Raw genomic sequence first — 24,031 nt, 5'->3', positions numbered from 1 at the left:
AAGTAGCAACATATAACATAAGCAAATAATAGAAGAGGTAATTATGAAAATATTAATAGGTCGCACCGCAGCAGTGATTGGATTGGGCTTACTCGCTTTCGTTGCTAGCGCAAAGCAAAACGTCGATGAATCGATGGCAGCTGAGCCGAAGGGGAGCGTTGAAATCGAACATGTGAATGGAAAAGCTAAGATCGTTGGTTGGGATAAAAATGAAGTAAGCGTGACAGGCGAATTAGGTGAATACACGGAAGAATTTAAATTCGAGCGTGATGGTGCTTCAATTATTATTCATGTGAAGCCAAAAAATAACAAACAGGGGTGGAATAACTGGGGCAGCGAAGAAGGAGACGACCTTGTTATTCACGTGCCAGTAAATAGCCGCGTAGACTATACGTCAACCAATGCTGAGCTTGAAATAAGTGGTATACATGGTGGCGTCAGTGCCGAAGTAGTTAATGGCAATATGGATGTCGATGATTTGATTGGACGCATTCGTCTTGAGTCGGTGAACGGTGATATAAAAGCTAGAAGACTTGACGGTGACGTAGTGATAGAAACCGTTAACGGCGACATAAAGGGAAAGCATAGCGGTAAAAAAGAACTTAAGCTAAGCACTGTGAATGGTGATATTGAGATTGAGAGTGATAGCCCTGAGGTTAGCGCTGAAACTGTGAATGGTGAAATAGAGCTTAGTTTGCAAGAAGTTGTTGAAGTAAACATAAACACGGTAAATGGCTCGATTGACGTGACTATGGATTTACAAAAAAACGGTAGAGTTGAAGCCTCCTCAGTTGGCGGTTCTATTGATCTTATCTTCCAAAAAGGGGTTGCTGCGAGGTTTGATATTGAAGCGCATGCGGGTGGCTCAATAAAAAATAAAATTACAGATAAAGAGCAGAGTAAAGCTGAATATGGGCCCAGACGCTGGTTGGAATTCAGTACTTCAAACCCTACAGGAACCGTCGATATTTCAACCGTTCACGGCAGTATCAAAGTATCCACTAAATAGCTTGTTCATATTTTTAAGAATCTTCATGAAAGTTTCATGAAATAGAGATAGTATTTCTCACTCTAGGGTTAGTTAATGAGTGAGAAGTACAATACAAGCTTCAACGATAATCTACTTCATTGGCGGTGGCGCTGATAAAACGCGTGAGCGCTTCGGTATCATCAAATGGGGACCTACTAATTTAATGGGTCTCGTAAAAGCTGCGTTTGATATGTCGAAGGGAGGTGGTTGTGAAACTAAATATTATGGTTATCTAGATAAGAAAAAATAATTCATAGCATTGTTAAGCAAAAGCTTAAGAATCCGAATATCAGGATTAACTTGGTCGGACACAGTCGTGGCGGCTCCGTTGCCAAAGATATAGCAATGAGAGCGTTGCGCAAGTTGAACATCCGAACCAATATGGTCATTTCACTAGATCCAGTCAAAGCGAAACCTCGCAATCGCTACAGAGTACCCAGCAAAAAGAACCTTGAAAATGTAAATACTTTTGTTTGTATTTATGCAAATCCGATTAAACGCGATGCGACCGATTATATTGCTATGGTTGGCGGGCAATACGGTGTGCGCTTAAAACCAAACTGTCACTATTTTGTAGACGCCAATGTTAATCATGGTCAGCCGATGCCGATGCTCAAATTGATGTTGAACAATACGGGCAAAAACGCTTGGGAAATGTTGCTGGAGGAGTCAAGAAAAGCATGAATCGCGTTCGCTTAGTAATAGATGTATTTTTAGTTTTTTAAAATTAGGTTTTACCGCGTTTGGCGGTCCAGTCGCCCATCTAGCTTTCTTCAGAGAAGAGTTTGTTGTTCGAAAAAAGTGGGTAACGGAGTCTGACTATTCGGAAATAATTGCGCTCTGTCAGTTTTTGCCAGGCCCAGCAAGCAGTCAAGTAGGACTGACTATTGGTTTGTCTCGTGCCGGATATTTAGGTTCTATCGCGGCATGGCTCGGTTTTACAATGCCTTCCGCGGTAATGCTTTTGCTCTTAGCGTTGGTTTATTCAAATTATGGCGATATTATTCCGTCAGGCCTACTAACCGGATTAAAAATTGTCACGGTTGCCGTTGTGGCTCAAGCTGTATGGGGAATGTCCAGAAGCATTTGTACCGATACAACGCGCATTACTATCATGTTGTTCTCTGCGGTTTCGCTATTGCTGCTGCAATCTATTTATGCCCCGATATTGGTGATTTTTGTTGCCGGTATTTTCGGTGTCTTGTTATTTAAACCTGCACTGGATTCAACAAAGAGCGACCTGATTTTTTCAATATCTCGTTTCAGCGGTGCTGTTTGGTTTCTAATTTTTCTTTTGCTGCTGTTCGGCCTCCCTATGCTTCAATTGGTCGTAAATCAGCCCATTATAGACGTTATAAGTGCATTTTTTCGTTCTGGAAGCTTGGTGTTTGGTGGGGGGCACGTTGTTCTTCCTCTGCTTGAAAATGAAATGGTAAAGACTGCTTGGGTAAGCAAGGAAGCCTTCTTGGCGGGTTACGGAGCAACGCAAGCGGTTCCTGGCCCGTTGTTTACTTTTTCTGCGTTTTTGGGAGGCGTATTGAATGGCCCAATTAGCGGGATAGCTGGTGGCTTGCTCGCTTTATTTTCAATTTTCTTACCGTCATTCTTGTTGGTTTATGCAATATTACCTTTTTGGCAGAATGTAAGAACAAAGCCTCGAGTGCGTGCAGCTTTGGTGGGCATAAATGCTAGCGTCGTAGGCATTTTGTTTGCAGCACTCTATCAACCGGTGTTCGTGGGTGGCGTGTCAGGTACAAATGACTTTATTGGGGCAATAGTAGCGTTTGGCGCATTAATGTACTGGAGGCTACCACCATGGTTAGTTGTGATAGCCGGTGGAATAATAGGAGCGTTAATTTTATAATTTTTGTTCTCCTCTGAATGATCAAGCGCAAAGACCCTGCATAAGCTGACTCCACGTTTTTTAACGCTAAAATGTGACGCTATGTTATTCGCTCGATTTATATTTCCTCATATTTTTAACAGACAAATTGGTTTTTTTCACGCATAATAATTGACCCAAAATACAACTGTGCGCTGCAATTGAAATTTCAAGATAAACCTAAAAGAGACGATGTCGAACAGCTTAAGATACCTCCGCATTCCATAGAGGCGGAACAATCTGTGCTGGGCAGTATGATGATCGCTCCAGATTCATGGGATAAGGTTGCTGAAATTGTTGTAGAGAGTGATTTCTATAATCGTTCGCATCGCACGATTTTCGGTGCAATTATAAAGCTTTTAAGCAGCAATCAATCCGTTGATACCGTCACTGTCAAAGACACACTTGCTCAAAGTGGTTTACTAGAAGAAGCCGGCGGTTTCTCATATCTCATCGAACTCGCAAAAAACACACCGAGTGCGGCAAATGTGACTGCGTATGCAAATGTTATTCGCGAACGCGCTATTGTGCGAGAGCTAATTGGTGTTGCACACGATATTGCCGACGTAGGGTACAATCCTGAAGGTAGAAACAGCGCTGATATTTTAGATTTAGCTGAATCTAAGGTATTTGAAATTGCGGAAAAACGCACGGGTGAAAACGAAGGCCCGAAAGACGTTACTACCGTTCTAACAAAAACAGTTAACAGACTTGATGAATTAGTTAAACAAGGACGAGATATAACCGGCGTTTCGACGGGATACACGGACCTTGATGACAAAACTAGTGGATTACAACGTTCTGATTTAATTATTGTCGCTGCACGTCCTTCTATGGGTAAAACGACCTTTGCAATGAACTTATGTGAAAATGCAATGATGTTGCAGGACAAACCAGTATTAGTATTCAGTCTCGAAATGCCTGCCGAACAAATTATGATGAGGATGCTGGCATCACTTAGTCGAGTGAATCAAACCCATATTCGAACAGCTCAACTTGACGACGAAGAGTGGGCGAGAATGTCTGGTACTATTAAAACGCTGAAAAAGAAAGATAACCTTTACATTGATGACTCATCGGGCCTTACGCCGATGGAACTTCGAACACGAGCGAGAAAAATAGCGCGCGACAAAGGCGGAATTTCTTTAATCATGATCGATTATCTTCAACTTATGCGAGTGCCTTCGCTAAGTGAAAATAGAACGCTGGAAATTGCAGAAATCTCACGCTCACTAAAAGCGCTAGCAAAAGAGCTTGAAGTGCCAGTTGTGGCGTTGTCACAGCTAAACAGAACCCTTGAGCAGCGAGCAGATAAACGACCCATTAACTCTGATTTGCGAGAATCGGGGTCAATAGAGCAAGATGCGGATTTGATTATGTTCATCTACAGAGATGAGGTTTATAACGAAGCGTCTGAGATGAAAGGCATCGCTGAAATTATTATTGGTAAACAGCGAAATGGGCCTATCGGAACAAGTCGATTGACGTTCCAAGGTCAATTTTCCCGCTTTGATAATTACGCAGGTCCAGCATTCGAAGATGAGTATTAACGCTCTTTCTATTCAATTTTTTGTCCAGTAATTAGCGGTAAACCAATCATCGATATTTCAGTTCACCCGTTCTCTTAGATAGCGGATAATTTACTTTGAATATTTACCCATATACATCTCATATTTCTGCTTAGATGTCTCTTTTTGCGTGAAAAATCGAATGATTTTTTCATAAATATACGTGTTTTATGCAATATATTCTTTCATTCTGCTTCACTTTTAGACAATTTTAGAATTTCGACATTAATTTTATTAGTGTAGCCCATAGCTGTAGCCCTCTCCAGTCGATACCGTCACTGTATTAGCCTCACATTTAATAATCTAATGCTTCTATTTTTTTATTGGTTTTTAATTTCAACTCATTGTATTTAATCGTTAATTTTTGTTTTTAACTTAAATTGAAATTATTCGAGCTTTGTCAAAATTTCTTAACTCTTTTTTATTTTGGAAATCATTTGGCCAGCAAAGAGTGCATTTTATTTAAAGTAAAAGAACTTTAACATTCTCGAAGGTGGTTAAAAATCAATCATTAATTGATTAAAAAATAATCAGTGTAAGTGGGTGTTACAAAAAAGTAATAATTAATTACGTATGAGTTCTTATGCTTACGTATGTTTGTTTTTAAGGGGTGTACGCGATCTTGCTAAATGACTAGGCCTAAGTTCGGCTTTTTTATCCATCAAAAATGTTTACACGCCAAATTTTTGACGCATACTGAATCTCAAGTTTTTCTCTTTGCAATTTAGTTACGAAAGCTAAATACGCAGATGATTGACCCGACTCACTTAACCACGCAATCAAAATTGGAATTTAGTTATGGGCAAACTCGAAAATATTACAAAGCCACGAAAAGTGAATAAGATAACCACGGCGATATTAGGTATTACAATGGCGCTTACCGCCGCTGCTTGGGGTATATCAAGTTTTTCAAGTGGCGAGGAATACATATTGCAAGGTGCAAGTCGCCCAGCTCTAGTTTCTGCCATACAAGCAGAAAATGGTGTCATTATTCACCAATTTAAACTTATCCAAGCAGTTTCTGCAAAGCTAACAGATGAACAGGTTCAGGGAATTGCTTCTCGTAATGCAATGATCCGTTTCTTTAATGAAAATAATCAACTCAGTTTATCTGCAGCCAAAGATGCGGGATTAGTGGAAGCCCGAGTATTTCCAAAGAGTGCCCCTCGTAATTCACAAATTCCTAAACAGATTGGCGCAAACGAGCTTCATAAAGAAGGTATAACGGGTAAAGGTGTCACAGTTGCTATCATTGATAGTGGGCTTGGACAATTTGCGGAGTTGCAGCAAAATACGGCTGGTCAAGAAAGAAACATCATTGTCGTTGATGCATCAGGTGAGGACGCCGCAGCATCTGAAGACTTGAATGGTCACGGCTCCCATGTAGCAAGTATCTTAGCTGATAGTTCAAATGTTTTTGACCAGTATGGCGCACCGACAGGCGCACACAGCGGTGTTGCACCCGATGTGGACTTGGTAATGATCAAAGCGTTTGACGAACAAGGTAAAGCTTCTTATTCATCTGTTCTACAAGGCATTGAGTACGCAATTAACAATAAGGACAGCTTAAATATCAGAGTGTTAAATGTTGCCTTTAGTTTTCCAGCTACCTCTTTTTACTGGGAAGATCCAATTAACCAAGCGCTTATGCGAGCTTGGGATAATGGTATTACTGTTATCGCTCCTGCAGGTAATGGCAACAATAAAGATATGAGCATAGGCGTTCCAGGCAACAACCCTTATGTCATCACTGTAGGCGCAATGGATGATAATAGCACTCCACTTGATACATCTGACGATGTTGTTGCCTCGTTCTCTAGCTTCGGTCCAACACTAGAAGGCTTCATGAAGCCGGAAGTGATTGCACCAGGCGCTAACGTTAAAGGATTAGTTGCCAAAAATAGTCGATTAGCTGACAAAAACAAAAAATCCGGAATTTCAGGTACATCTCAGGCTACTGCTGTTACTGCAGGGGTGGTTGCACTTATGATCCAGCAAGATCCTAGTTTGACCCCTGATGAGATCAAATGTCGTTTAATGTCGTCAGCATCGCTTGCCACGAAACAAAATGGCGAACTAGCGTTCAGCCGTTATGCGCAAGGAGCTGGTCTAATTAATGCGTCAGCAGCTATTAACGCGACTGTTGTAGGCTGTGCTAATAATGGTCTTGATATCTCTAATGATATTAATTTGAGAAGTCATTATTTTGGGCCTGCTGGGTTAGGTGGAGCTTTATTAGGTGAGGAGACGCGAGTAGAAGGTGTGGTATGGAATAACGAACGTGCCCAGCCAAGTAACCCAGTTGCCGAAGGTGTGGTATGGAATAACGAACGTGCCCAGCCAAGTAACCCAGTTGCCGAAGGTGTGTATGGAATAACGAACGTGCCCAGCCAGTAACCCAGTTGCCGAAGGTGTGGTATGGAATAACGAACGTGCCCAGCCAGTTAACCCAGTTGCCGAGGGTGTTGTTTGGAATAACGAACTTACAAAGTTTGATGGCAAATAATAAAGTAAGATAATGAACAACCAACTACATGAAGCTGCTAAGCCTCTATACAGGCTAATCTTCAGCTAGATTAGACTTAAAAAACGAATAGAAATCAATAGGAAAGCAGAGGGCCCCAGAGAGGGCCCTTTTTATTTGAACTAAAATAATTTCTTTGCATTTGGACATACAAGCAAAATTACAGAGTTTTTATACCTTTCGACAAAGTTATTTTGGTTTTGAATTGATAAATGTTTTAGACTGCTGTTCGGTTATAAAAATTATCCAGTAATGCGAATGCTTGTCTCAAAAATTAATAAGATACTACAATCAATGCCTTGGATTTCAATATCGTTACTCTTTATTGGATTATTAGTTACACAAACTATTGAAGCAAAGCTGTTTTATGAGAAAGTAAGTAGAGATGTTTCATTTTCTACACTCAATGAACGACATGAGCTCTCCGGTCCAGTGGTTAACGATATCGAACAGGATATTCAAGGCTTTATTTGGATAGCAACACAAAATGGTCTTAATAAATACGACGGTCAAAAGGTTACTCATTATTTACATAATCCAGACGATGAAAATAGCCTTCCTGGTAGCTGGATTGTAGATATTTTTTCTGATCGTGAGGGTAATTTATGGGTTGCGGGAGAGAGTGGTGTCAGTCTTTATTTACCTGAAATAGACGGTTTTCATAATTTTACAGGACAAGAAGATGACATTATTCAAGGTTTAAAATTTACCGTAATAGCGCAGGTTGAAGAAGATAAAATTTGGTTTGGGACTAAAAACAATGGAATTGTAATTTTTGATATAGTTACATCAAAGTTCATTGAACGAATTAATACACAGGCTGGGTTGCAATCAGATTATGTTAGAGATATTGCAGTTGATGAGCTTCAAAACGTGTTTGTTGCGACCAACGATCGCGGTCTTTTTTATAGACCCGCAGGTCAAAACAACTTTACTGTTTTTAATTCTGACTCAGAAATTAAATTACCTTTTGACAACATAAGCTCTATTCTAATCGATAGTCAGAAGCGCATTTGGCTCGGTTCAATTAATTCCGGTCTATTATTATTTAATGTTGTTGATGGTGTTCAGAAGCGGTTTCTGTCCTCAAGCGGTATTAAGTCTAATGTCTGTTCAAACTCAATCAATGATATTTTTCAAGATAGTGACGGTTACATTTATATTGCTACTGAAAGTGATGGGCTCTGTGAGTGGGATGACAGCAACAAGTCTTTCATTCATTATGTCAACAACAAGTCAAATGATGCTAGCTTAAGTGATGACCGCGTTCTGAGTCTGTTTCAAGACAGAGGAGGTGTCCTTTGGGTAGGAACTGCAGTCGGTATTAGTAAATGGAATAGGTCACTTAATAGTTTTCAGCTTGTAAATACTACAACGCCAACAGGTAAAAATTTATCAAGTGATACGATATCTTCTTTTGCAGAAGCTGAAAATGGTGATCTTTATGTCGGAACTTGGGGAGAAGGAATCAATGTTATCGATATTAACGAGTCCATTATATCCCATATCAGAGCCGAACCCGGCGTTGAGGGCGCCTTACAAGATGGTCGAATAACAACGATGCTTATTGACTCACAACAGAACCTGTGGGTGGGCACCTTGCGTGACGGTTTGCATTTAAGGCGAAAGAATAGCGACAAGTTTATTCTATTTCAAAACGACCCAGAAGATGATTCAACAATAAGTTCGAATCTAATTAGTAAAATAATAGAAATAGGCAATGGTAACCTCGCGATTGGCACTTATGGTGGGGGTATCAATATTCTTAACAGTTCAGGCAACATACAACGTTTTGCGCATGATGCTAATGACGCAAAAAGTCTTTCAAATAATCGGATAACTCACTTGGTAGAAGGGAGGGACAACACTATATGGGTGGCTACTCGTGGCGGAGGATTGAATCAGTTCGATTTGGCTACGAAAGAATTCATGAAGGTGCCATTGGAAAGTCAAGAAATTTGGAGCGTATTGCTGACGGAAAATAATTTATGGTTTGCTACAGCTGACAAGGGTGTCGGCAGAATTTCCAAAGTCGATCTTGACAACGAGAAGTTTGTTTTTGAATATACCGGTTACAACCAAGGATTAGCTTCCAATTTCGCGTATGGATTACTTGCAGATGAAAATGGCTATATCTGGGTTAGTACGGCAAAGGGACTTAGTTTTATATCTCTTGAAAACAATAGAGTCAAAAACTTCAATACAAGCCATGGATTGCAGGGAACAGATTTTAACAATATTGCATTTTTTCAAGGTCAAGATGGTAGGATGTTTTTTGGAGGGGCTAATGGCTTTAATACGTTTCTTTCTAAAACGGTACCCGTTAACTTATACAAACCACCAATAGTACTGACTGAATACCGTCGTTTAAATGAATTAATTCCAATTCATAGAGCATTTAATAGTGAAGGAAACATAGAACTGGACTTTGACGAAGCTAACTTTGGGTTCAGCTTCGCAGCGCTAGATTTTACGCGTCCAGACTTCAACCGCTATCAGTATCGCTCAAGTGGCGACGATAGCGACTGGATAAATTTGGGCAACTCGAACCAAGTTAACTTTCCCTATTTAACCGACGGCTACTACGTAATCCAAGTAAGAGGAAGCAACAACGATGGCATCTGGTCAGAAGAAATTTTAGAAATCCCTGTTCTTGTTAATCCCCCAATCTACCGCTCTTCAATTGCCTACTTAACTTACTTTTGGATAATTGTATTTATCGCATACCGCTTATTTACCATGGCGCATCGTAAAAAATTAAAGCAAATTGCACACAGCTTAGAGTTAGAAAAAGAGGTCAGTTTAAGAACATCTGAACTAGAGCTAGCAAACAATCAATTGGCAGTTGCTGTCGAAGAAACCAGTAAAGCAAAAGATCTCGCAATCAAAGCTGCTCAGGCAAAATCGAATTTCTTGGCTATTGTGAGCCACGAAATTAGGACGCCGATGAACAGTATTATTGGTATGAGTGAGCTACTTTTAACTTCTGAGTTGAATGAAAATCAAAAACGATATGCGAATGCAGTGAGTCGCGCAGGTGAGAGTTTGTTGACTCTTATCAACGATATTCTCGACTTGTCAAAAATTGAGTCTGATAAAATTGAACTGGAAAATCAGGAATTTGATTTTCATGCGCTAATAGAAGAGCTGCTGTTTCTGTTTTCCGTAAGGGCCTCTGAAAAGGATCTAGAGCTCGGCTATAGCATTGCCACAGAATGTCCCAGATATATCATGGGAGACGCTCACAGATTGCGCCAAGTTGTATCCAACCTGCTGAACAACGCAATTAAGTTTACTTCCAAAGGAAGTATTAATTTGGAGGTCCATTACGTAAATAAAGAAATCCAAATTTCGGTTATTGATACAGGTATCGGGATTGAAAAAGAGCATTTTGAAAAAATATTCAACGAGTTTCAACAAGCGGATTCAACAACGACCAGAAACTTTGGTGGCACGGGCTTAGGTTTATCTATTACGAGAAAAATAATTGACCAGATGTCAGCCAAAATTGAGGTTGAATCAGCGCTGGGGAAAGGTACGACGTTTACCGTTCATCTGCCTGTTATACTGCCTTTAAAGAAACATGTTATGGTTTCCAAAGTAGAAGATTTAAGCATGCGACCTATTTTATTAGTTTGCAGCAATAATACGGCCGCAAAAATGATGCAGAACACTTTCGAACGCCTGCATGTCAGCGCTTTGCTCACAACAATTGATGAACTCCGCATTGATAGTTTTCCGGCTACGAATGCGCTGATATTTATTGACCACGCTGACTTCTTGTTGAATCGCGCTTTTATTTCGACGACGCTCGATATTACAGACTATTGCGTGCTTCTACGCACGACTGAAAAAGCTGACGCTGTTAATGAGTTTGGCTTGCGTCGGATCGAAAAGCCTATTCGCCTAGAAACGGTTCGAGCTGAAATACTATTTGCAAGCAACGCTGAGGAAGAAATGTTCGAAAACACGACAGAAGTCAGCGCATTGAGTGAACATAATTCCCGTTTTAGTGCGAAAATTTTATTGGTAGAGGACGTTGTTGCAAACCAGGATGTTGCTGTCACTATGCTTGAGATGTTTGGCTGTGAGGTAGATATTGCTGGTAATGGCCAACTTGCTGTCGACCTAACCCAGAAAAATCGTTATGACCTTATTTTTATGGATCTGCATATGCCGGTAATGGACGGCCTAACGGCAACGTGCATTATTAGAGAAAATGAGAAGTCGACTGCGCAATCAAGCGCCGTTCCTATTATTGCTTTAACGGCTGGCGTTTTTGATGAAGAAAAAGGCTTATGTTTAGAAATTGGCATGAATGATTTTATGCTAAAGCCATTTAATGCATCGCAATTATTCAGCATGATAGCTGAGCATATTCCGGAAAAACAAATTAAAATTAGTTCATTAGATATACCTGCTAGCGTTGTTCCGAATAAAACAATAGAGCTTGATAATTGGATCGATGCTGATGCAGTAGAAAGTATTCGCGAAATTGAAGTAAGAACAGGTAAGAAACTTTATCTGCGTGTTGCCGATTCATTTACAACTGTAATGGCTGAACAGATGCCTGCGCTCTTAGAAGCCTGCAAAAGTAATGACAGAACAACAGCAATGGAATTAGCCCATGCAATGAAATCACTCTCTGGTAACGTAGGAACGATGGTATTTACGCAACTCTTGCTTGCCATTGAAACTGCCGCCAAAAGTAATCAACCCATTGATGATGCTGAAAAATTAGAAGAACTCGAAGATGTATTTGAGAACTCACTTAAAAGCCTACACATATTAGTTGAGAAGATGTATGACTGAACCGTCGCTTAATAGTGGCAAGGATGCGACTGTATTGGTCTGTGATGATGACCCAACTTACTTACTGCTGATGGAAGAAACCTTGAGCAGTGATAATCACAAGGTTTTAACTGCTGCTAACGGCGTAGATGCGTTGAAGCTTTATATACAACATGAGCCTAACATCGTCTTGTTAGATGTCCACATGCCTATGCTTAGTGGCTTTGAAGTTTGTGCTGAAATCAGAAAGCATCCGAAAGGAAAAGATATACCTATTCTTATGGTAACCGGAGCCGACGATATATTGTCGATTGAAAGTGCCTATAAGCATGGGGCAACCGACTTCTTACCGAAACCACTACGTTGGCCCATGGTAGCTCATCGAGTGCGCTATATGCTAAAAGGAAGCGAAACTTTTAATAGTTTAAAGCAAAGCGAAGAAAAAATGCGACGACTGGCGTATATCGATTCGTTAACGGGGTTACCTAATAGGCAAAGCCTTGATGAAAGTCTCGAAGAAGCCATTTGGTTCGCTGCTAAGGAGCAGCAAAGTTTGGGTATTATGTATATCGACTTAGATAACTTTAAGCGTATAAATGATACTTTGGGCCATGACTTTGGCGATAAGTTGCTAAAGAAAATCAGTGAGAAAATATGTCAGTGCGTTAAAGAAAAGGCCGGTTTTCCCGATGCTCTAATCGATGTGATCGACATCCAGGTTTTTCGCTTGGGTGGCGACGAATTTATGATATTGCTCAACCAAACTCTGCATGATGATGACGTTAAGGTTGTAGCGCAATCGCTAGTAACTTGTATTTCAGAATTAGTATCAATTGATGATTATGAAGTTGCCTTAACACCGAGCATTGGTATTGCGATGTATCCTCGCGATGGCGCAAATGTGACTGAGTTGAAAAAGCACGCCGATGTTGCTATGTATTACGCCAAGAGCATGGGCCGCAGAGGATATCGATTCTATGCAGAGTCGCTAAACGAAAATGCGATGAAGTTTTTGCAAATTGAAGGGTGCTTACGAAATGCCCTAAGTAACGATGAGTTCATGCTGCACTATCAACCTCAAGTGTGTTTGAAGAACAATAAAATAATAAGCGTAGAGGCACTATTGCGTTGGAAGAGTCCTGAACTTGGATATGTAACACCAAGCGATTTTATTCCCGTTGCCGAAGATTCAGGGCTCATTAATGAGCTCGGAGAGTGGGTTATGCGAACAGCCTGTTTTCAAGCCAAAGCTTGGCTCGACGCAGGCATGCAAGACTTCAGAGTATCCGTAAATCTTTCTAGTATTCAATTTAAGCGTGCCTCATTGTTAAATATGATCAAAAGAGCACTTGATGACAGTGGGTTACCGGCTTCATTGTTGGAAGTTGAATTAACTGAAAGTGCCGTTATGAACGATGTCGATCATAACATTACTCGACTCAATCAAATTCGAGACATGGGGGTTGCAATATCCATTGATGACTTTGGTACCGGTTACTCCTCTTTAAGCTATCTGAAAAAGTTTCCGATAAATACATTAAAAATTGATCGTTCTTTTATTATTACGATTGATTCAGACCCTGACGATGCGGCAATTGTTGAAGCGATTATTGCGCTTGCAAGTACTTTGAACCTGACTGTTATTGCAGAAGGGGTGGAAACGCACGGGCAACTTAAAACTTTAAATCGTTTTCACTGCGATATTATTCAGGGTTTTTATTTTAGCAAAGCTGTGTCTGCCGAAGAAGTCACCGAGATGATGCAGCATCCATTAAACCCAGCGTTATTCGAACAAATGTAGACCTATAGACCAGGCTTAAATATAAGCCTAGTCTATAATAGCAGTGTTTTTGGTCTGTTATTAAGCAAGTTTATCTTGGGTTTTTGTCTTAAAATCACTGGCGTCGTGACGCTCGTGTAGCTGTCCAGATAGTTCGCCCCAAACGCGGTTCACCATTTTCGCACGCTTAACTTGAGGACGTGCATCAATGGCTTTTGTCCAACGCTGTACGTTTTTATATTCCTCTACTTGCAAAAATTCACCTGCTTCATAAAGTTTGCCTAGCGCTAAACCGCCGTACCACGGCCAGATGGCCATATCTGCAATAGTGTACTCATCACCACTGATAAACTCGTTCTCAGCCAGTTGACGGTCAAGAACGTCCATCTGACGCTTTACTTCCATTGCATATCTATTGATCGGGTATTCGTATTTTTCTGGTGCATAGGCGTAGAAATGACCGAAGCCGCCACCAAGCATTGGTGTGGCGCCCATTTGCCAAAACAGCCACGACATAGTTTCCGCTCGCTTTACTGGGTCTTTTGACAAAAATGAATCAAATTTATCGGCCAAATAAAGTAATATTGAGCCCGATTCAAATACGCGTGTCGGGGTTGCCGTGCTGTGATCCACAAGTGCTGGAATTTTTGAGTTTGGGTTTACATTGACGAAGCCACTGGTAAATTGATCCCCTTCCATTATGTTGACCAAGTAAGCATCGTACTCAGCGTCTTTGAAACCTTTCTCCAATAATTCTTCAAGCATCATGGTAACTTTCACACCATTTGGCGTTGCGAGGGAATACAATTGAAGGGGATGCTTGCCGACGGGTAAATCTTTTTCAGATGTTGAACCCGCAATAGGCCGATTTATATTAGCGAATCTGCCGCCACTTTCTGTATCCCAAGTCCAAATTTTAGGGGGCGTGTAAGTTGGGTCTGCCATTTATTGCTTCCTTATTATGGTAACGATATTTTCTCTCTTATCAATTACTCTTCCTTATGGAATGAGAGGTAATTGATATGTGATACATGCTTAGTAGAACGTAGTCTCGTTGTTATTATTTCAATAAATCAAAACTTGTGCGCGTTTGATGGATGTTTAGTATATATACAAGTGTTTATTACGGTATCGGGACATACTTGGACTATATCAAATCATTCCGAAATTCATAGCATAGTGATTGTGCAGTGACAATGATGTGGTCATGAAGCAATGGTTCGCGGAGTTGCGTATAGTTTAAAAGCCCTTAAAAAGGGCTTTTAAATTACTAATAGTTCGCATTTAGAGACAATTGGGCTAATCGATGCTAGGGATTCTGACATTCCCCTCCATTAATACTCTTGCACTGCGACTCATACTCACACGGTCAACTGCCCACTGACCTTGAATATTCTCAGCTTTGGCGCCTACTTTCAATGTACCTGAAGGATGACCGAAAACAACGGCCTCGCGGTCGCCTCCGCCAGCTGCTAAATTAACTAGCGTGCCAGGGATTGCCGCTGCAGTTCCAATAGCAACTGCCGCTGTACCCATCATAGCATGATGCAACTTGCCCATAGAAAGCGCTCGAACGTTCAAATCAATTTCAACACTGGTAATTTGTTTACCGCTTGATGAAACATAGTTTTGAGGCTCTGAAACAAAAGCAATTTTAGGTGTATGCTGTCGAGCAGCCGCCTCGTCGATGTGAGCAATGAGTCCCATTTTAACAGCGCCATAAGCACGAATAGTTTCAAATTTAGCTAATGCAGCGTCATCGTTATTAATTGCATCTTGCAGCTCAGTACCGGCGTAGCCGAGTTCATCTGCATTTAAGAATAGCGTTGGAATGCCTGCATTAATCATCGTAACCTTAAAAGAGCCTATACCAGGCACTTCCAATTGGTCGACAACGTTACCCGATGGAAATATATCGCCTTCGCCATCTGCAGGATCGACAAATTCAATTTTGACTTCTGCGGCCGGAAAGGTCACTCCATCTAGTTCAAAGTCACCTGTTTCTTGCACTTCGCCATTTGTGATTGGTACGTTTGCAATGATGGTCTTGTTGATATTAGCTTGCCAAATTCGAACTACAGCAATGCCATTCTGTGGAATGCGACTTGCGTCGACTAAGCCATTACTGATAGCAAATGAACCCACTGCTGCAGTTAAGTTTCCGCAGTTTCCACTCCAATCGACAAAGGGTTTATCAATAGCAACTTGGCCAAAGAGATAATTTACGTCATGATCGGGCTTATCGCTCTTGCTAAGCAATACTGTCTTGCTGGTGCTTGAGGTGGCTCCGCCCATACCGTCGGTATGCTTTGCATAAGGATCAGGGCTGCCAATCACGCGGAGCAGCAGTTGATCGCGGAATTGACCTGCAACCTTGGCTTTTTCTGGTAAATCATCTACCTTAAAGAACACACCCTTGCTGGTGCCCCCACGCATATAGGTAGCAGGCACTTTTATCTGTGGTTTAAACGTCATTACGTCGCTCCAAATTATGCGGTAGCTTCAAGAAAGTCTTGTGCAAAACGCTGAAGAACACCGCCTGCTTCGTAAATTGAGACTTCTTCTGCGGTATCTAAGCGGCACTTCATCGGGACTTTGATGACCTCACCATCTTTACGATTGATGACTAAGTGGAGTGTTGCGCCAGGTGTCGGCTCACCTTCTACATCGAAGCTTTCAGTGCCGTCTATACCCAATGTTTTACGAGTTGTCCCTGCTTCAAACTCAAGCGGTAATACACCCATACCGATCAAATTAGTGCGGTGAATGCGCTCAAAACCTTCTGCTGCAATGACTTCAACACCTGCTAAACGTACACCTTTTGCTGCCCAATCGCGAGATGACCCCTGACCATAATCAGCACCTGCAACGATAATGAGTGGCTGTTTACGCTGCATGTACGTTTCAATTGCTTCCCACATGCGTGTCACTTTGCCTTCGGGCTCAATTCTAGTGAGTGAGCCTTCCTGCATTTTGCCGTCAACGATCGCCATTTCATTCTTCAATCTTGGGTTAGCAAACGTGGCACGTTGAGCGGTTAAATGGTCACCGCGATGGGTTGCATAGGAGTTGAAGTCAACTTCGGGCAAGCCCATTTTATGCAAATACTCACCAGCAGCGCTGTTCATTTGGATTGCGTTTGACGGTGATAAGTGATCGGTAGTGATGTTGTCACCTAACACGGCCAAAGCACGCATTCCTTTCATGCTGCGCTCGCCTGCTAAAGCGCCTTCCCAGTATGGAGGGCGACGAATATAAGTGCTTTGTGGCCGCCAAGCGTAAAGCGGATCATTGTCTTCACCGTAATCCACGCTCAAATCAAACATCGGATTATAAACCTTGCGGAATTGCTCAGGTTTGACGCTAGATTTTACAACGGCATCAATTTCTTCGTCGCTTGGCCAAATGTCCATTAAGCGGATATCGTTGCCCTGTGCATCTTTACCTAATACATCCTTTTCTATATCGAAACGAATAGTCCCGGCAATAGCGTAAGCCACTACGAGAGGCGGACTGGCTAAAAATGCTTGATTAGCGTGTGGATGAATACGGCCGTCAAAGTTGCGATTGCCTGACAACACTGCTGTAGCATATAAATCGCGCTGTTTGATTTCTTCTGCAATCTTAGGATCAAGCGCACCACTCATACCGTTGCATGAGGTACAGGCAAAACCCACAATACCAAAGCCTAGATTTTCGAGTTCAGGCAGCAATCCTGCTTCTTCCAAATACAGTTGCACAGCTTTAGAGCCTGGTGCTAAAGAACTTTTTACCCAAGGCTTTCTTAGCAAACCGAGCTTATTAGCGTTGCGAGCAATTAAGCCGGCTGCAATCATGTTGCGCGGATTACTAGTGTTAGTACAACTGGTGATAGCGGCAATAATCACAGCACCGTCCGGCATTTTGCCTTCTTCATTTTCTACCACTCCGCTAATACCCTTTACAGCTAAATCGGCTGTCGATACGCGAGTATGCGGGTTGGAAGGACCAGCAATATTGCGTCCAACGGATGACAAATCAAAACTCAAGACTCGCTCGTATTCTGCGGTTACTAAATCGTCTGCCCACAAACCAGTATGCTTTGCGTATTGTTCAACAAGCTTAACTTGATCGTCTTCTCGACCAGTAAGTGTTAGGTAATCAATAGTTTGTCTATCGATATAAAACATAGCTGCAGTAGCGCCGTACTCTGGCGTCATGTTGGAGATAGTTGCACGATCACCGAGGGTAAGGTGCTTTGTGCCTTCGCCATAAAACTCTAAGAACGACGAAACGACTTTTTGCGCACGTAAAAACTCTGTCAGTGCCAACACAATGTCAGTCGCCGTAATGCCAGCTTGTGGCTTGCCAGTTAGTTCAACACCAATAATATCTGGGAGGCGCATATATGACGCTCGTCCTAGCATAACGCTTTCAGCTTCCAGACCACCCACACCAATCGCAATAACGCCTAATGCGTCAACCATTGGTGTGTGGCTATCGGTTCCTACTAAGGTGTCAGGAAAAGCGACACCGTCGCGTGCTTGAACAACGGGTGACATGCGCTCTAAGTTAATTTGATGCAGTATGCCGTTACCTTGTGGAATAACATCGATATTTTTAAATGCGGTTTTTGTCCAATTGATAAAGTGGAAACGGTCTTCATTGCGGCGATCTTCAATCGCTCTGTTTTTAGTAAACGCGTCCTTGTCGGCGCCTCCATGTTCGACCGCCAGTGAATGGTCGACAACTAATTGTGTTGGTACTACAGGATTAACCTGAGCAGGATCGCCGCCTTTGGCTGCAATCGCATCTCTTAATCCTGCTAAATCTACGAGCGCAGTTTGGCCAAGAATATCATGGCATACAACGCGTGCTGGAAACCACGGGAAGTCGAGATCACGTTTACGCTCTATAATTTGCTTTAAGCAATCAGTTAGGATCGCTGGATCGCATTTTCTAACCAAGTTTTCAGCCAATACGCGTGAAGTGTAGGGCAGGGTTTCATAGGCACCCGCTTGGATATTATTGACCGCTTCTTTTGTATCATAATAGTCTAGCTGACTGTTGGGTAGGGGTTTTCTGTAATCGTAGTTCATGACAAATCCTGTGGTTCAGTAGGTTGCCTTTGCTTAGTAACTTTATACTTTAGGACTGCTTTACTACAAGCTCAGAAGTAAGGATCGTAAACAACAGACAACTAATTTCTTAATACAGAGGCACCAATGAAGGTACCTCTGCAAGGTGAGAACGTGTAACGTTTTGATACTGCAATTGCTATCTGTTTTCGATAGCTACAACTGGGCGTAATTCTTCACCCGTATAATCCGCCGAAGGACGAATAATGCGGTTATCAGCGCGCTGCTCCATTACGTGACCCGCCCAACCCGTTAGTCGAGACATCACGAATATCGGTGTAAATAGTTTAGTGGGTATTTTCATAAAGTTGTAAGCTGAGGCATGAAAGAAATCAGCATTGCAGAATAAGCCTTTTTCGCGTTTCATCACTTCTTCACAACGCACTGATACCGGATATAGAACAGTATCGCCAACATCAGCAGCTAGTTTTTCAGACCAGCCTTTTATAATCTCATTGCGCGGGTCTGAATCTGAATAGATAGCATGACCAAAGCCCATGATTTTCTCTTTGCGTTCTAGCTTACCCATCATTTCTTTTTCTGCATTGTCGGCAGAAGTAAAGCCTTCAATCATTTCCATTGCGGCTTCGTTTGCGCCGCCATGCAAAGGTCCGCGAAGTGAACCGATTGCACCGGTAATGCATGAATGCATATCAGATAGCGTTGAAGCACAAACACGGGCAGTAAAAGTGGATGCGTTAAACTCATGTTCAGCATAAAGAATCAAAGATACATGCATTACTTTTTCATGTAATTCATTTGGCTTTTCGCCGTGTAGCATGTGTAAGAAGTGTGCACCAATCGAATCGTCATCAGTTTCTACGTCAATACGAACTGCGTCGTGCGAAAAGCGGTACCAGTAACAAATAATGCTTGGGAAGCAGGCTAACATGCGATCAGTGACTTCACCCTGCTGTGAAAAATCCGCTTCTGTTTCAAGATTACCTAGCATTGAACAACCTGTTCGTAACACATCCATAGGATGCGCATTAGCAGGAATAAGCTCTAACACCGCCTTCAAAGGTGCAGGTAGTCCGCGCATCATTTTTAGCTTGGCTTTGTAGGCGTCTAGCTCTGACTGTGTTGGCAAATTACCTTTGAGAATAAGGTACGCAACTTCTTCGAATTGGCATTTTTCAGCGAGGTCTTTTACATCATAGCCGCGATAAGTCAAACCAGAGCCCGATTGACCTACTGTTGATAAAGCTGTTTTACCAGCAACTTGACCGCGTAATCCCGCGCCACTTAATACTTTCGCCATTATCGTCTCCGTAAATTCTGTGATTCTAAGTTATAGGTTCTTATTTTCTGCAAACAAAGCGTCTAGCTTCTGCTCATAATCGTGATAGCCAAGGTAGTCATATAAATCCATGCGAGTTTGCATCGAATCGACAACGGCTTTTTGATCGCCGTTCGCCAAAATAGACTCATACACCATTTCTGCCGCTTTGTTCATTGCTCTGAAAGCACTAAGGGGGTAAAGAACCATAGCGGCTCCCCATTCTCCAAGTTGTTCCTTGTTCCACAACTCGGTTTGCCCAAACTCAGTAATGTTAGCCAGAATAGGTACATCTAAAGCTTCAGAAAAGGCGCGATAGTGTTCTTCAGTTTTTACAGCTTCAGCAAAAATACCGTCAGCACCTGCAGCAACGTACGCTTTTGCCCTTGCTATCGCTGCTTCTAAGCCTTCTTGCGCGAAGGAATCTGTGCGTGCCATGATGAAGAAATCTGGATCGGTGCGAGCATCAACGGCCGCTTTAATTCTATCGACCATTTCTTCTGTTGAAACAATTGCTTTATTTGGTCTGTGACCACAGCGTTTTTGTGCAACTTGGTCTTCCATGTGCACTGCAGCAGCGCCTGCTTTTTCCATATCACGAACGGTTTTTGCAATATTGAAAGCGCCGCCCCAGCCAGTGTCGATATCGACCAACAACGGTAAATCGCAAGCAGATGTAATGCGGTTAACATCAACTAAGACGTCATTCAGTGAAGTCATTCCTAAATCGGGCAGTCCGTAAGATGCGTTTGCAACACCGCCGCCAGAAAGATAAATAGCTTGATGGCCAATTTTTTTCGCCATCATTGCAGAGTAGGCGTTTATAGTGCCAACGATTTGAAGGGGCTTGTTGTCAGCTAGTGCTTGACGAAATTTTTTACCTGCGCTCATATTTACCTCGTTCTTTTTTAGTGGGAGTGAAGTTACAAAAAACAAATGCGTTTACCGTAACCTAGCCTCAATATTTTGTTTTGAATAGAGAATGTGTCTGCGCATTAGCATCTCTGCGAGTTCTTCATCGCGGTTACTAATTGCTTGTACAATGTGCCTGTGCTCGTCAAACGCGGTGCTGACGCGTGGGCCTGCCATACCCAATTGCACGCGATACATTCGAATAAGATGATAAAGACCATTCACTAGCAGTGAAATAAGATGGTCATTTTTACTACCGACAATTATTCGATAGTGGAAATCAACGTCACCCGCTTCTTGATAGTATGTTTCGCCAGTTTTTACTTCTTGAAAGTGAGTACTAAGTAAAGTATTCAAATCATTAATCTCGGCGTCTGTCATATTCTTAGCAGCTAATCTTGCGGCCATACCTTCGAGCGATTCTCTAACCTGATATAGTTGAATAAGGCCTTCTGGTGTTAACGCAACGACCCTTGCCCCTATGTTTGGTTTGCGCTCGACTAGATGGCAGCTTTCTAAACGGTTAATCGCTTCTCGGATTACCGCGCGACTCACACCATATTTTGTCGACAATTCCATTTCACTTAATTTGCTGCCAGCTTTAATTTCGCCTTCCACAATGTCCCTTCTTAGTTGGAAGAAGGTCTTGTCAGCTCCGGTAATAGCTTGTTCAACAAATGCGTTCATTAATATCGTCGGTTAAACTGGATTGTCGACAATATAGAGGCTGCTGTTGCTTATGTCAAACATTAAAGGTCATTTTGTCGACAATGTAACTAACGTCTTATATTGCGTTTGCTGATTTAAGCTTAGTTAAGGAGCCTTTAGAGAAACTATTATCTAGGATTTAAAGTAGGAAATAACGTAGTGAACGTCAAGGTTTAGGCAGGTAAAATAGAAGCCAAAAAAAAGCGCCTACTTTTGCAAGTAGGCGCTTTGCTATTACTTAAAGTGTATTAATACAAATTAACGAGTCGCTGTAGTTTTAACCTTAGCGGTCACTTTAACCTCAATACGACGGTTAATCTTATTAGCTTCTGCAGTGTTAGAAGTATCTTTCAACTGCGTTTCCCCATAACCAATTGCGCTTAAACGAGATGCTTCAATACCATATTTATTGATTAGCATAGTTTTAACTGCATCCGCACGTTTTTGCGAAAGGTATTGATTGTATTCAGCACTGCCGACTGCAGAACTATGACCTTCAATAACAACGTCGGTATTGCCATAGCGCTTCATGAAGTCAACAAATTCTACGATCTTGTCTGCGCTAGGGTTTTCGATTTCGCTGCTGTTATTAGCAAATAAAACGTTAAGTGCGATGGACACTTCTTTTTCTAATAATACGCTACAACCGTCCGCATCTACTTTGTCAGTCATTGGGGTGTCAAGGCACTTGTCCTTGCTATCTAATACACCGTCGCCGTCTTTATCTAAGTTGATCGCACAACCTTTAGCATTTACTTTGGTTCCTGCTGGCGTGTTCGGGCAAGAATCGTTGATATCTAAAACACCGTCTTTGTCAGCGTCTTTGATTTCACAACCATTTGCAGACACTTTTACGCCTGCTGGTGTATTTGGACATTGGTCAACGCCGTTTAATACACCGTCATTGTCTAAATCAACGCTACAGCCAGTTGCATCAACCTGGGTTTCCGCAGGAGAGTTAGGGCAACGGTCAACAGCATCGTAAACCCCATCGTTGTCAGTATCTTTGCGAACTGGTGCTGCAGGTGTCTGGCCGAAAATATACGCTAAACCAAGTTTTGCGCTATATTCGTTGTAGCCTTGACCGAAATCACGGTAGCCAGCAAGTTCTGTGATTACGCGCACGCTTTCGCTTACTTCCCAATGTTTACCAACACCGTAGCTCATCATGCGGTAGCTATCTTCGATTGATTGCTCACGCAAACCACCAAATAAATACGCTGCGTCATTGTCTAAGAAGTACATTGCATCAGCACCCAACATAATACCATCATCACCAAAACCTGGGCGGTTCGGGCCTTGCATGTCGAGGAAAATGCGAGAAAGTTCAAAACGGATACCCCATTTAGGATCGAAACGGAAACCTAATTCGCCCCCCAATGTTTTTCCGTCGTCTAAATAACCCAAAGGCTCAGGCTTATCTGAATCTGGACTGTAATATTGTGCGAAACCACCGACCCAATTTTCGTAGGCTGGAGCTTCTTGAGCGATTGTGCTAGCAGACATAGTTGTTGCAACTGCAACTGCTGTGAAAAGCATAGAGCGTTTCATGATTGACTTCCTTTTATCCAAAATAGTGTGTTTTTCTGTAACCCTTTAATTATCGCCTACATTTCAATCAATTTCCAACGAAACCTTGTTATTAATGGGGTTTATTCAATATAAATTAACTAAAATTGATTTAGAATTTCGAGCTGCTCAAATTAGTAGTAAAAAGGTGACACATTTGAGGGGGAGTAGCGGCAACTGAAAGAGACAAAATAACTGTAAATACCTATATTTTTTATTGGCACTTCTGGCAAACGCCATGTGCCTCAATAGTTTGACGCAAAATGACAAAAGAATTTTGTTCGGCTTGTGCCTCTAAGGTTTCTTTTACGCCAGCGGACTGAATCTCTTGAACATCACCGCATGTGTCGCAAATTAAAAATTGCACGGGGTGGCTGCAACCAAAATGATGGCAGGCCATGAAGGCATTAGTTGATTCAACTTTGTGTACTAGCCCTAAATCAAGGAAAAAGTCCAATGCCCGATAAACAGTAGGGGGTTTTGCGTTATCATCGGTTTTCCTTAATTCATCTAGTAGGTCATATGCACCTATTGCGCTGTCTTGATGTAATAGAATTTCATAGACTCTCTCGCGCAGCGGCGTAAGACGAGCGCCTTTCTCTTGGCAATACGACTTTGCTTTCACCAAAATAGCTTTGTTTTGTTTGGATAACACCAAGGTCTTTTCCCTATTTGCAGACATCAATATAATGCGGCTAATCAGTGAAATAGTATAACACCGGTGTGCACTTCGACAACAGTAAAGGAAAGACTTTTATTTATGTTAAGGGAATAGGTAGTGCAGCTTCTGGTTAATTTTATATCACATTCTTCGTTTGTTTTTGTCTTTGCATAAACAGCAATATTCATATAGCTTTAGCATCCTCGACCT

Annotated in this window: 16 protein-coding genes; 8 read left to right on the top strand and 8 right to left on the bottom strand. The window is 41.9% G+C overall.

Going from position 1 to position 24,031, the window contains the following annotated elements:
* Window positions 1-43 precede the first annotated feature (43 nt).
* The 8 genes from GNIT_RS15020 (at window position 44) to GNIT_RS14985 (ending at window position 13,596) form a co-directional block, all read left to right on the top strand.
* A complete protein-coding gene (locus tag GNIT_RS15020; RefSeq protein WP_014110132.1) occupies window positions 44-1,009 on the top strand; it encodes a DUF4097 family beta strand repeat-containing protein in 966 nt (321 codons plus the stop codon).
* Between the two features lie 79 nt (window positions 1,010-1,088).
* Entirely contained in the window at window positions 1,089-1,280 is a 192-nt protein-coding gene (locus GNIT_RS15015; protein WP_014110131.1) for a hypothetical protein, read from the top strand.
* A 50-nt stretch (window positions 1,281-1,330) separates the two neighbouring features.
* Window positions 1,331-1,714, top strand: a complete 384-nt coding sequence (locus GNIT_RS15010) for a hypothetical protein (protein WP_014110130.1) — start codon at window positions 1,331-1,333, stop codon at window positions 1,712-1,714.
* A gap of 25 nt (window positions 1,715-1,739) precedes the next feature.
* Window positions 1,740-2,894 (top strand): chromate efflux transporter, encoded by a 1,155-nt coding sequence (chrA, locus tag GNIT_RS15005; protein ID WP_049786946.1) that lies wholly within the window; start codon window positions 1,740-1,742, stop codon window positions 2,892-2,894.
* A gap of 179 nt (window positions 2,895-3,073) precedes the next feature.
* Window positions 3,074-4,462 (top strand): replicative DNA helicase, encoded by a 1,389-nt coding sequence (gene dnaB, locus GNIT_RS15000; protein WP_041246463.1) that lies wholly within the window; start codon window positions 3,074-3,076, stop codon window positions 4,460-4,462.
* An 816-nt stretch (window positions 4,463-5,278) separates the two neighbouring features.
* Window positions 5,279-6,877, top strand: a complete 1,599-nt coding sequence (locus GNIT_RS14995) for a S8 family peptidase (protein ID WP_014110127.1) — start codon at window positions 5,279-5,281, stop codon at window positions 6,875-6,877.
* A gap of 421 nt (window positions 6,878-7,298) precedes the next feature.
* Complete coding sequence (locus GNIT_RS14990) at window positions 7,299-11,816, top strand: two-component regulator propeller domain-containing protein (RefSeq protein ID WP_014110126.1); 4,518 nt, start codon at window positions 7,299-7,301, stop codon at window positions 11,814-11,816.
* Complete coding sequence (locus GNIT_RS14985; protein WP_049786945.1) at window positions 11,809-13,596, top strand: two-component system response regulator; 1,788 nt, start codon at window positions 11,809-11,811, stop codon at window positions 13,594-13,596. Before GNIT_RS14990 ends, GNIT_RS14985 begins: the two co-directional genes overlap by 8 nt.
* Window positions 13,597-13,656: 60 nt before the next feature.
* On the opposite strand, the gene yghU is transcribed toward GNIT_RS14985, so the two are convergent.
* The 8 genes from yghU to GNIT_RS14945 all read right to left on the bottom strand — a co-directional run bounded on the left by yghU (window position 13,657) and on the right by GNIT_RS14945 (window position 23,842).
* Entirely contained in the window at window positions 13,657-14,520 is an 864-nt protein-coding gene (gene yghU / locus GNIT_RS14980) for a glutathione-dependent disulfide-bond oxidoreductase (protein ID WP_014110124.1), read from the bottom strand.
* Window positions 14,521-14,874: 354 nt separating this feature from the next.
* The gene (gene prpF, locus GNIT_RS14975; RefSeq protein WP_014110123.1) at window positions 14,875-16,050 is read right to left on the bottom strand and encodes a 2-methylaconitate cis-trans isomerase PrpF; all 1,176 of its coding nucleotides are present in this window, start codon (window positions 16,048-16,050) and stop codon (window positions 14,875-14,877) included.
* 14 nt (window positions 16,051-16,064) lie between these two features.
* The gene (acnD, locus tag GNIT_RS14970; protein WP_014110122.1) at window positions 16,065-18,653 is read right to left on the bottom strand and encodes a Fe/S-dependent 2-methylisocitrate dehydratase AcnD; all 2,589 of its coding nucleotides are present in this window, start codon (window positions 18,651-18,653) and stop codon (window positions 16,065-16,067) included.
* Between the two features lie 178 nt (window positions 18,654-18,831).
* The gene (gene prpC / locus GNIT_RS14965) at window positions 18,832-19,953 is read right to left on the bottom strand and encodes a bifunctional 2-methylcitrate synthase/citrate synthase (protein WP_014110121.1); all 1,122 of its coding nucleotides are present in this window, start codon (window positions 19,951-19,953) and stop codon (window positions 18,832-18,834) included.
* A 30-nt stretch (window positions 19,954-19,983) separates the two neighbouring features.
* The gene (prpB, locus tag GNIT_RS14960) at window positions 19,984-20,862 is read right to left on the bottom strand and encodes a methylisocitrate lyase (protein ID WP_014110120.1); all 879 of its coding nucleotides are present in this window, start codon (window positions 20,860-20,862) and stop codon (window positions 19,984-19,986) included.
* A gap of 51 nt (window positions 20,863-20,913) precedes the next feature.
* On the bottom strand, window positions 20,914-21,570 hold the full coding sequence (locus GNIT_RS14955; protein WP_014110119.1) for a GntR family transcriptional regulator: 657 nt from the start codon (window positions 21,568-21,570) through the stop codon (window positions 20,914-20,916).
* A 279-nt stretch (window positions 21,571-21,849) separates the two neighbouring features.
* On the bottom strand, window positions 21,850-23,142 hold the full coding sequence (locus tag GNIT_RS14950; RefSeq protein WP_014110118.1) for an OmpA family protein: 1,293 nt from the start codon (window positions 23,140-23,142) through the stop codon (window positions 21,850-21,852).
* A 232-nt stretch (window positions 23,143-23,374) separates the two neighbouring features.
* The gene (locus tag GNIT_RS14945) at window positions 23,375-23,842 is read right to left on the bottom strand and encodes a transcriptional repressor (RefSeq protein ID WP_014110117.1); all 468 of its coding nucleotides are present in this window, start codon (window positions 23,840-23,842) and stop codon (window positions 23,375-23,377) included.
* Window positions 23,843-24,031: the final 189 nt, after the last annotated feature.

It is taken from the genome of Glaciecola nitratireducens FR1064 (assembly GCF_000226565.1).
GTDB lineage: Bacteria > Pseudomonadota > Gammaproteobacteria > Enterobacterales > Alteromonadaceae > Glaciecola > Glaciecola nitratireducens.
This window is presented reverse-complemented; position numbering and strand designations above follow the sequence as displayed.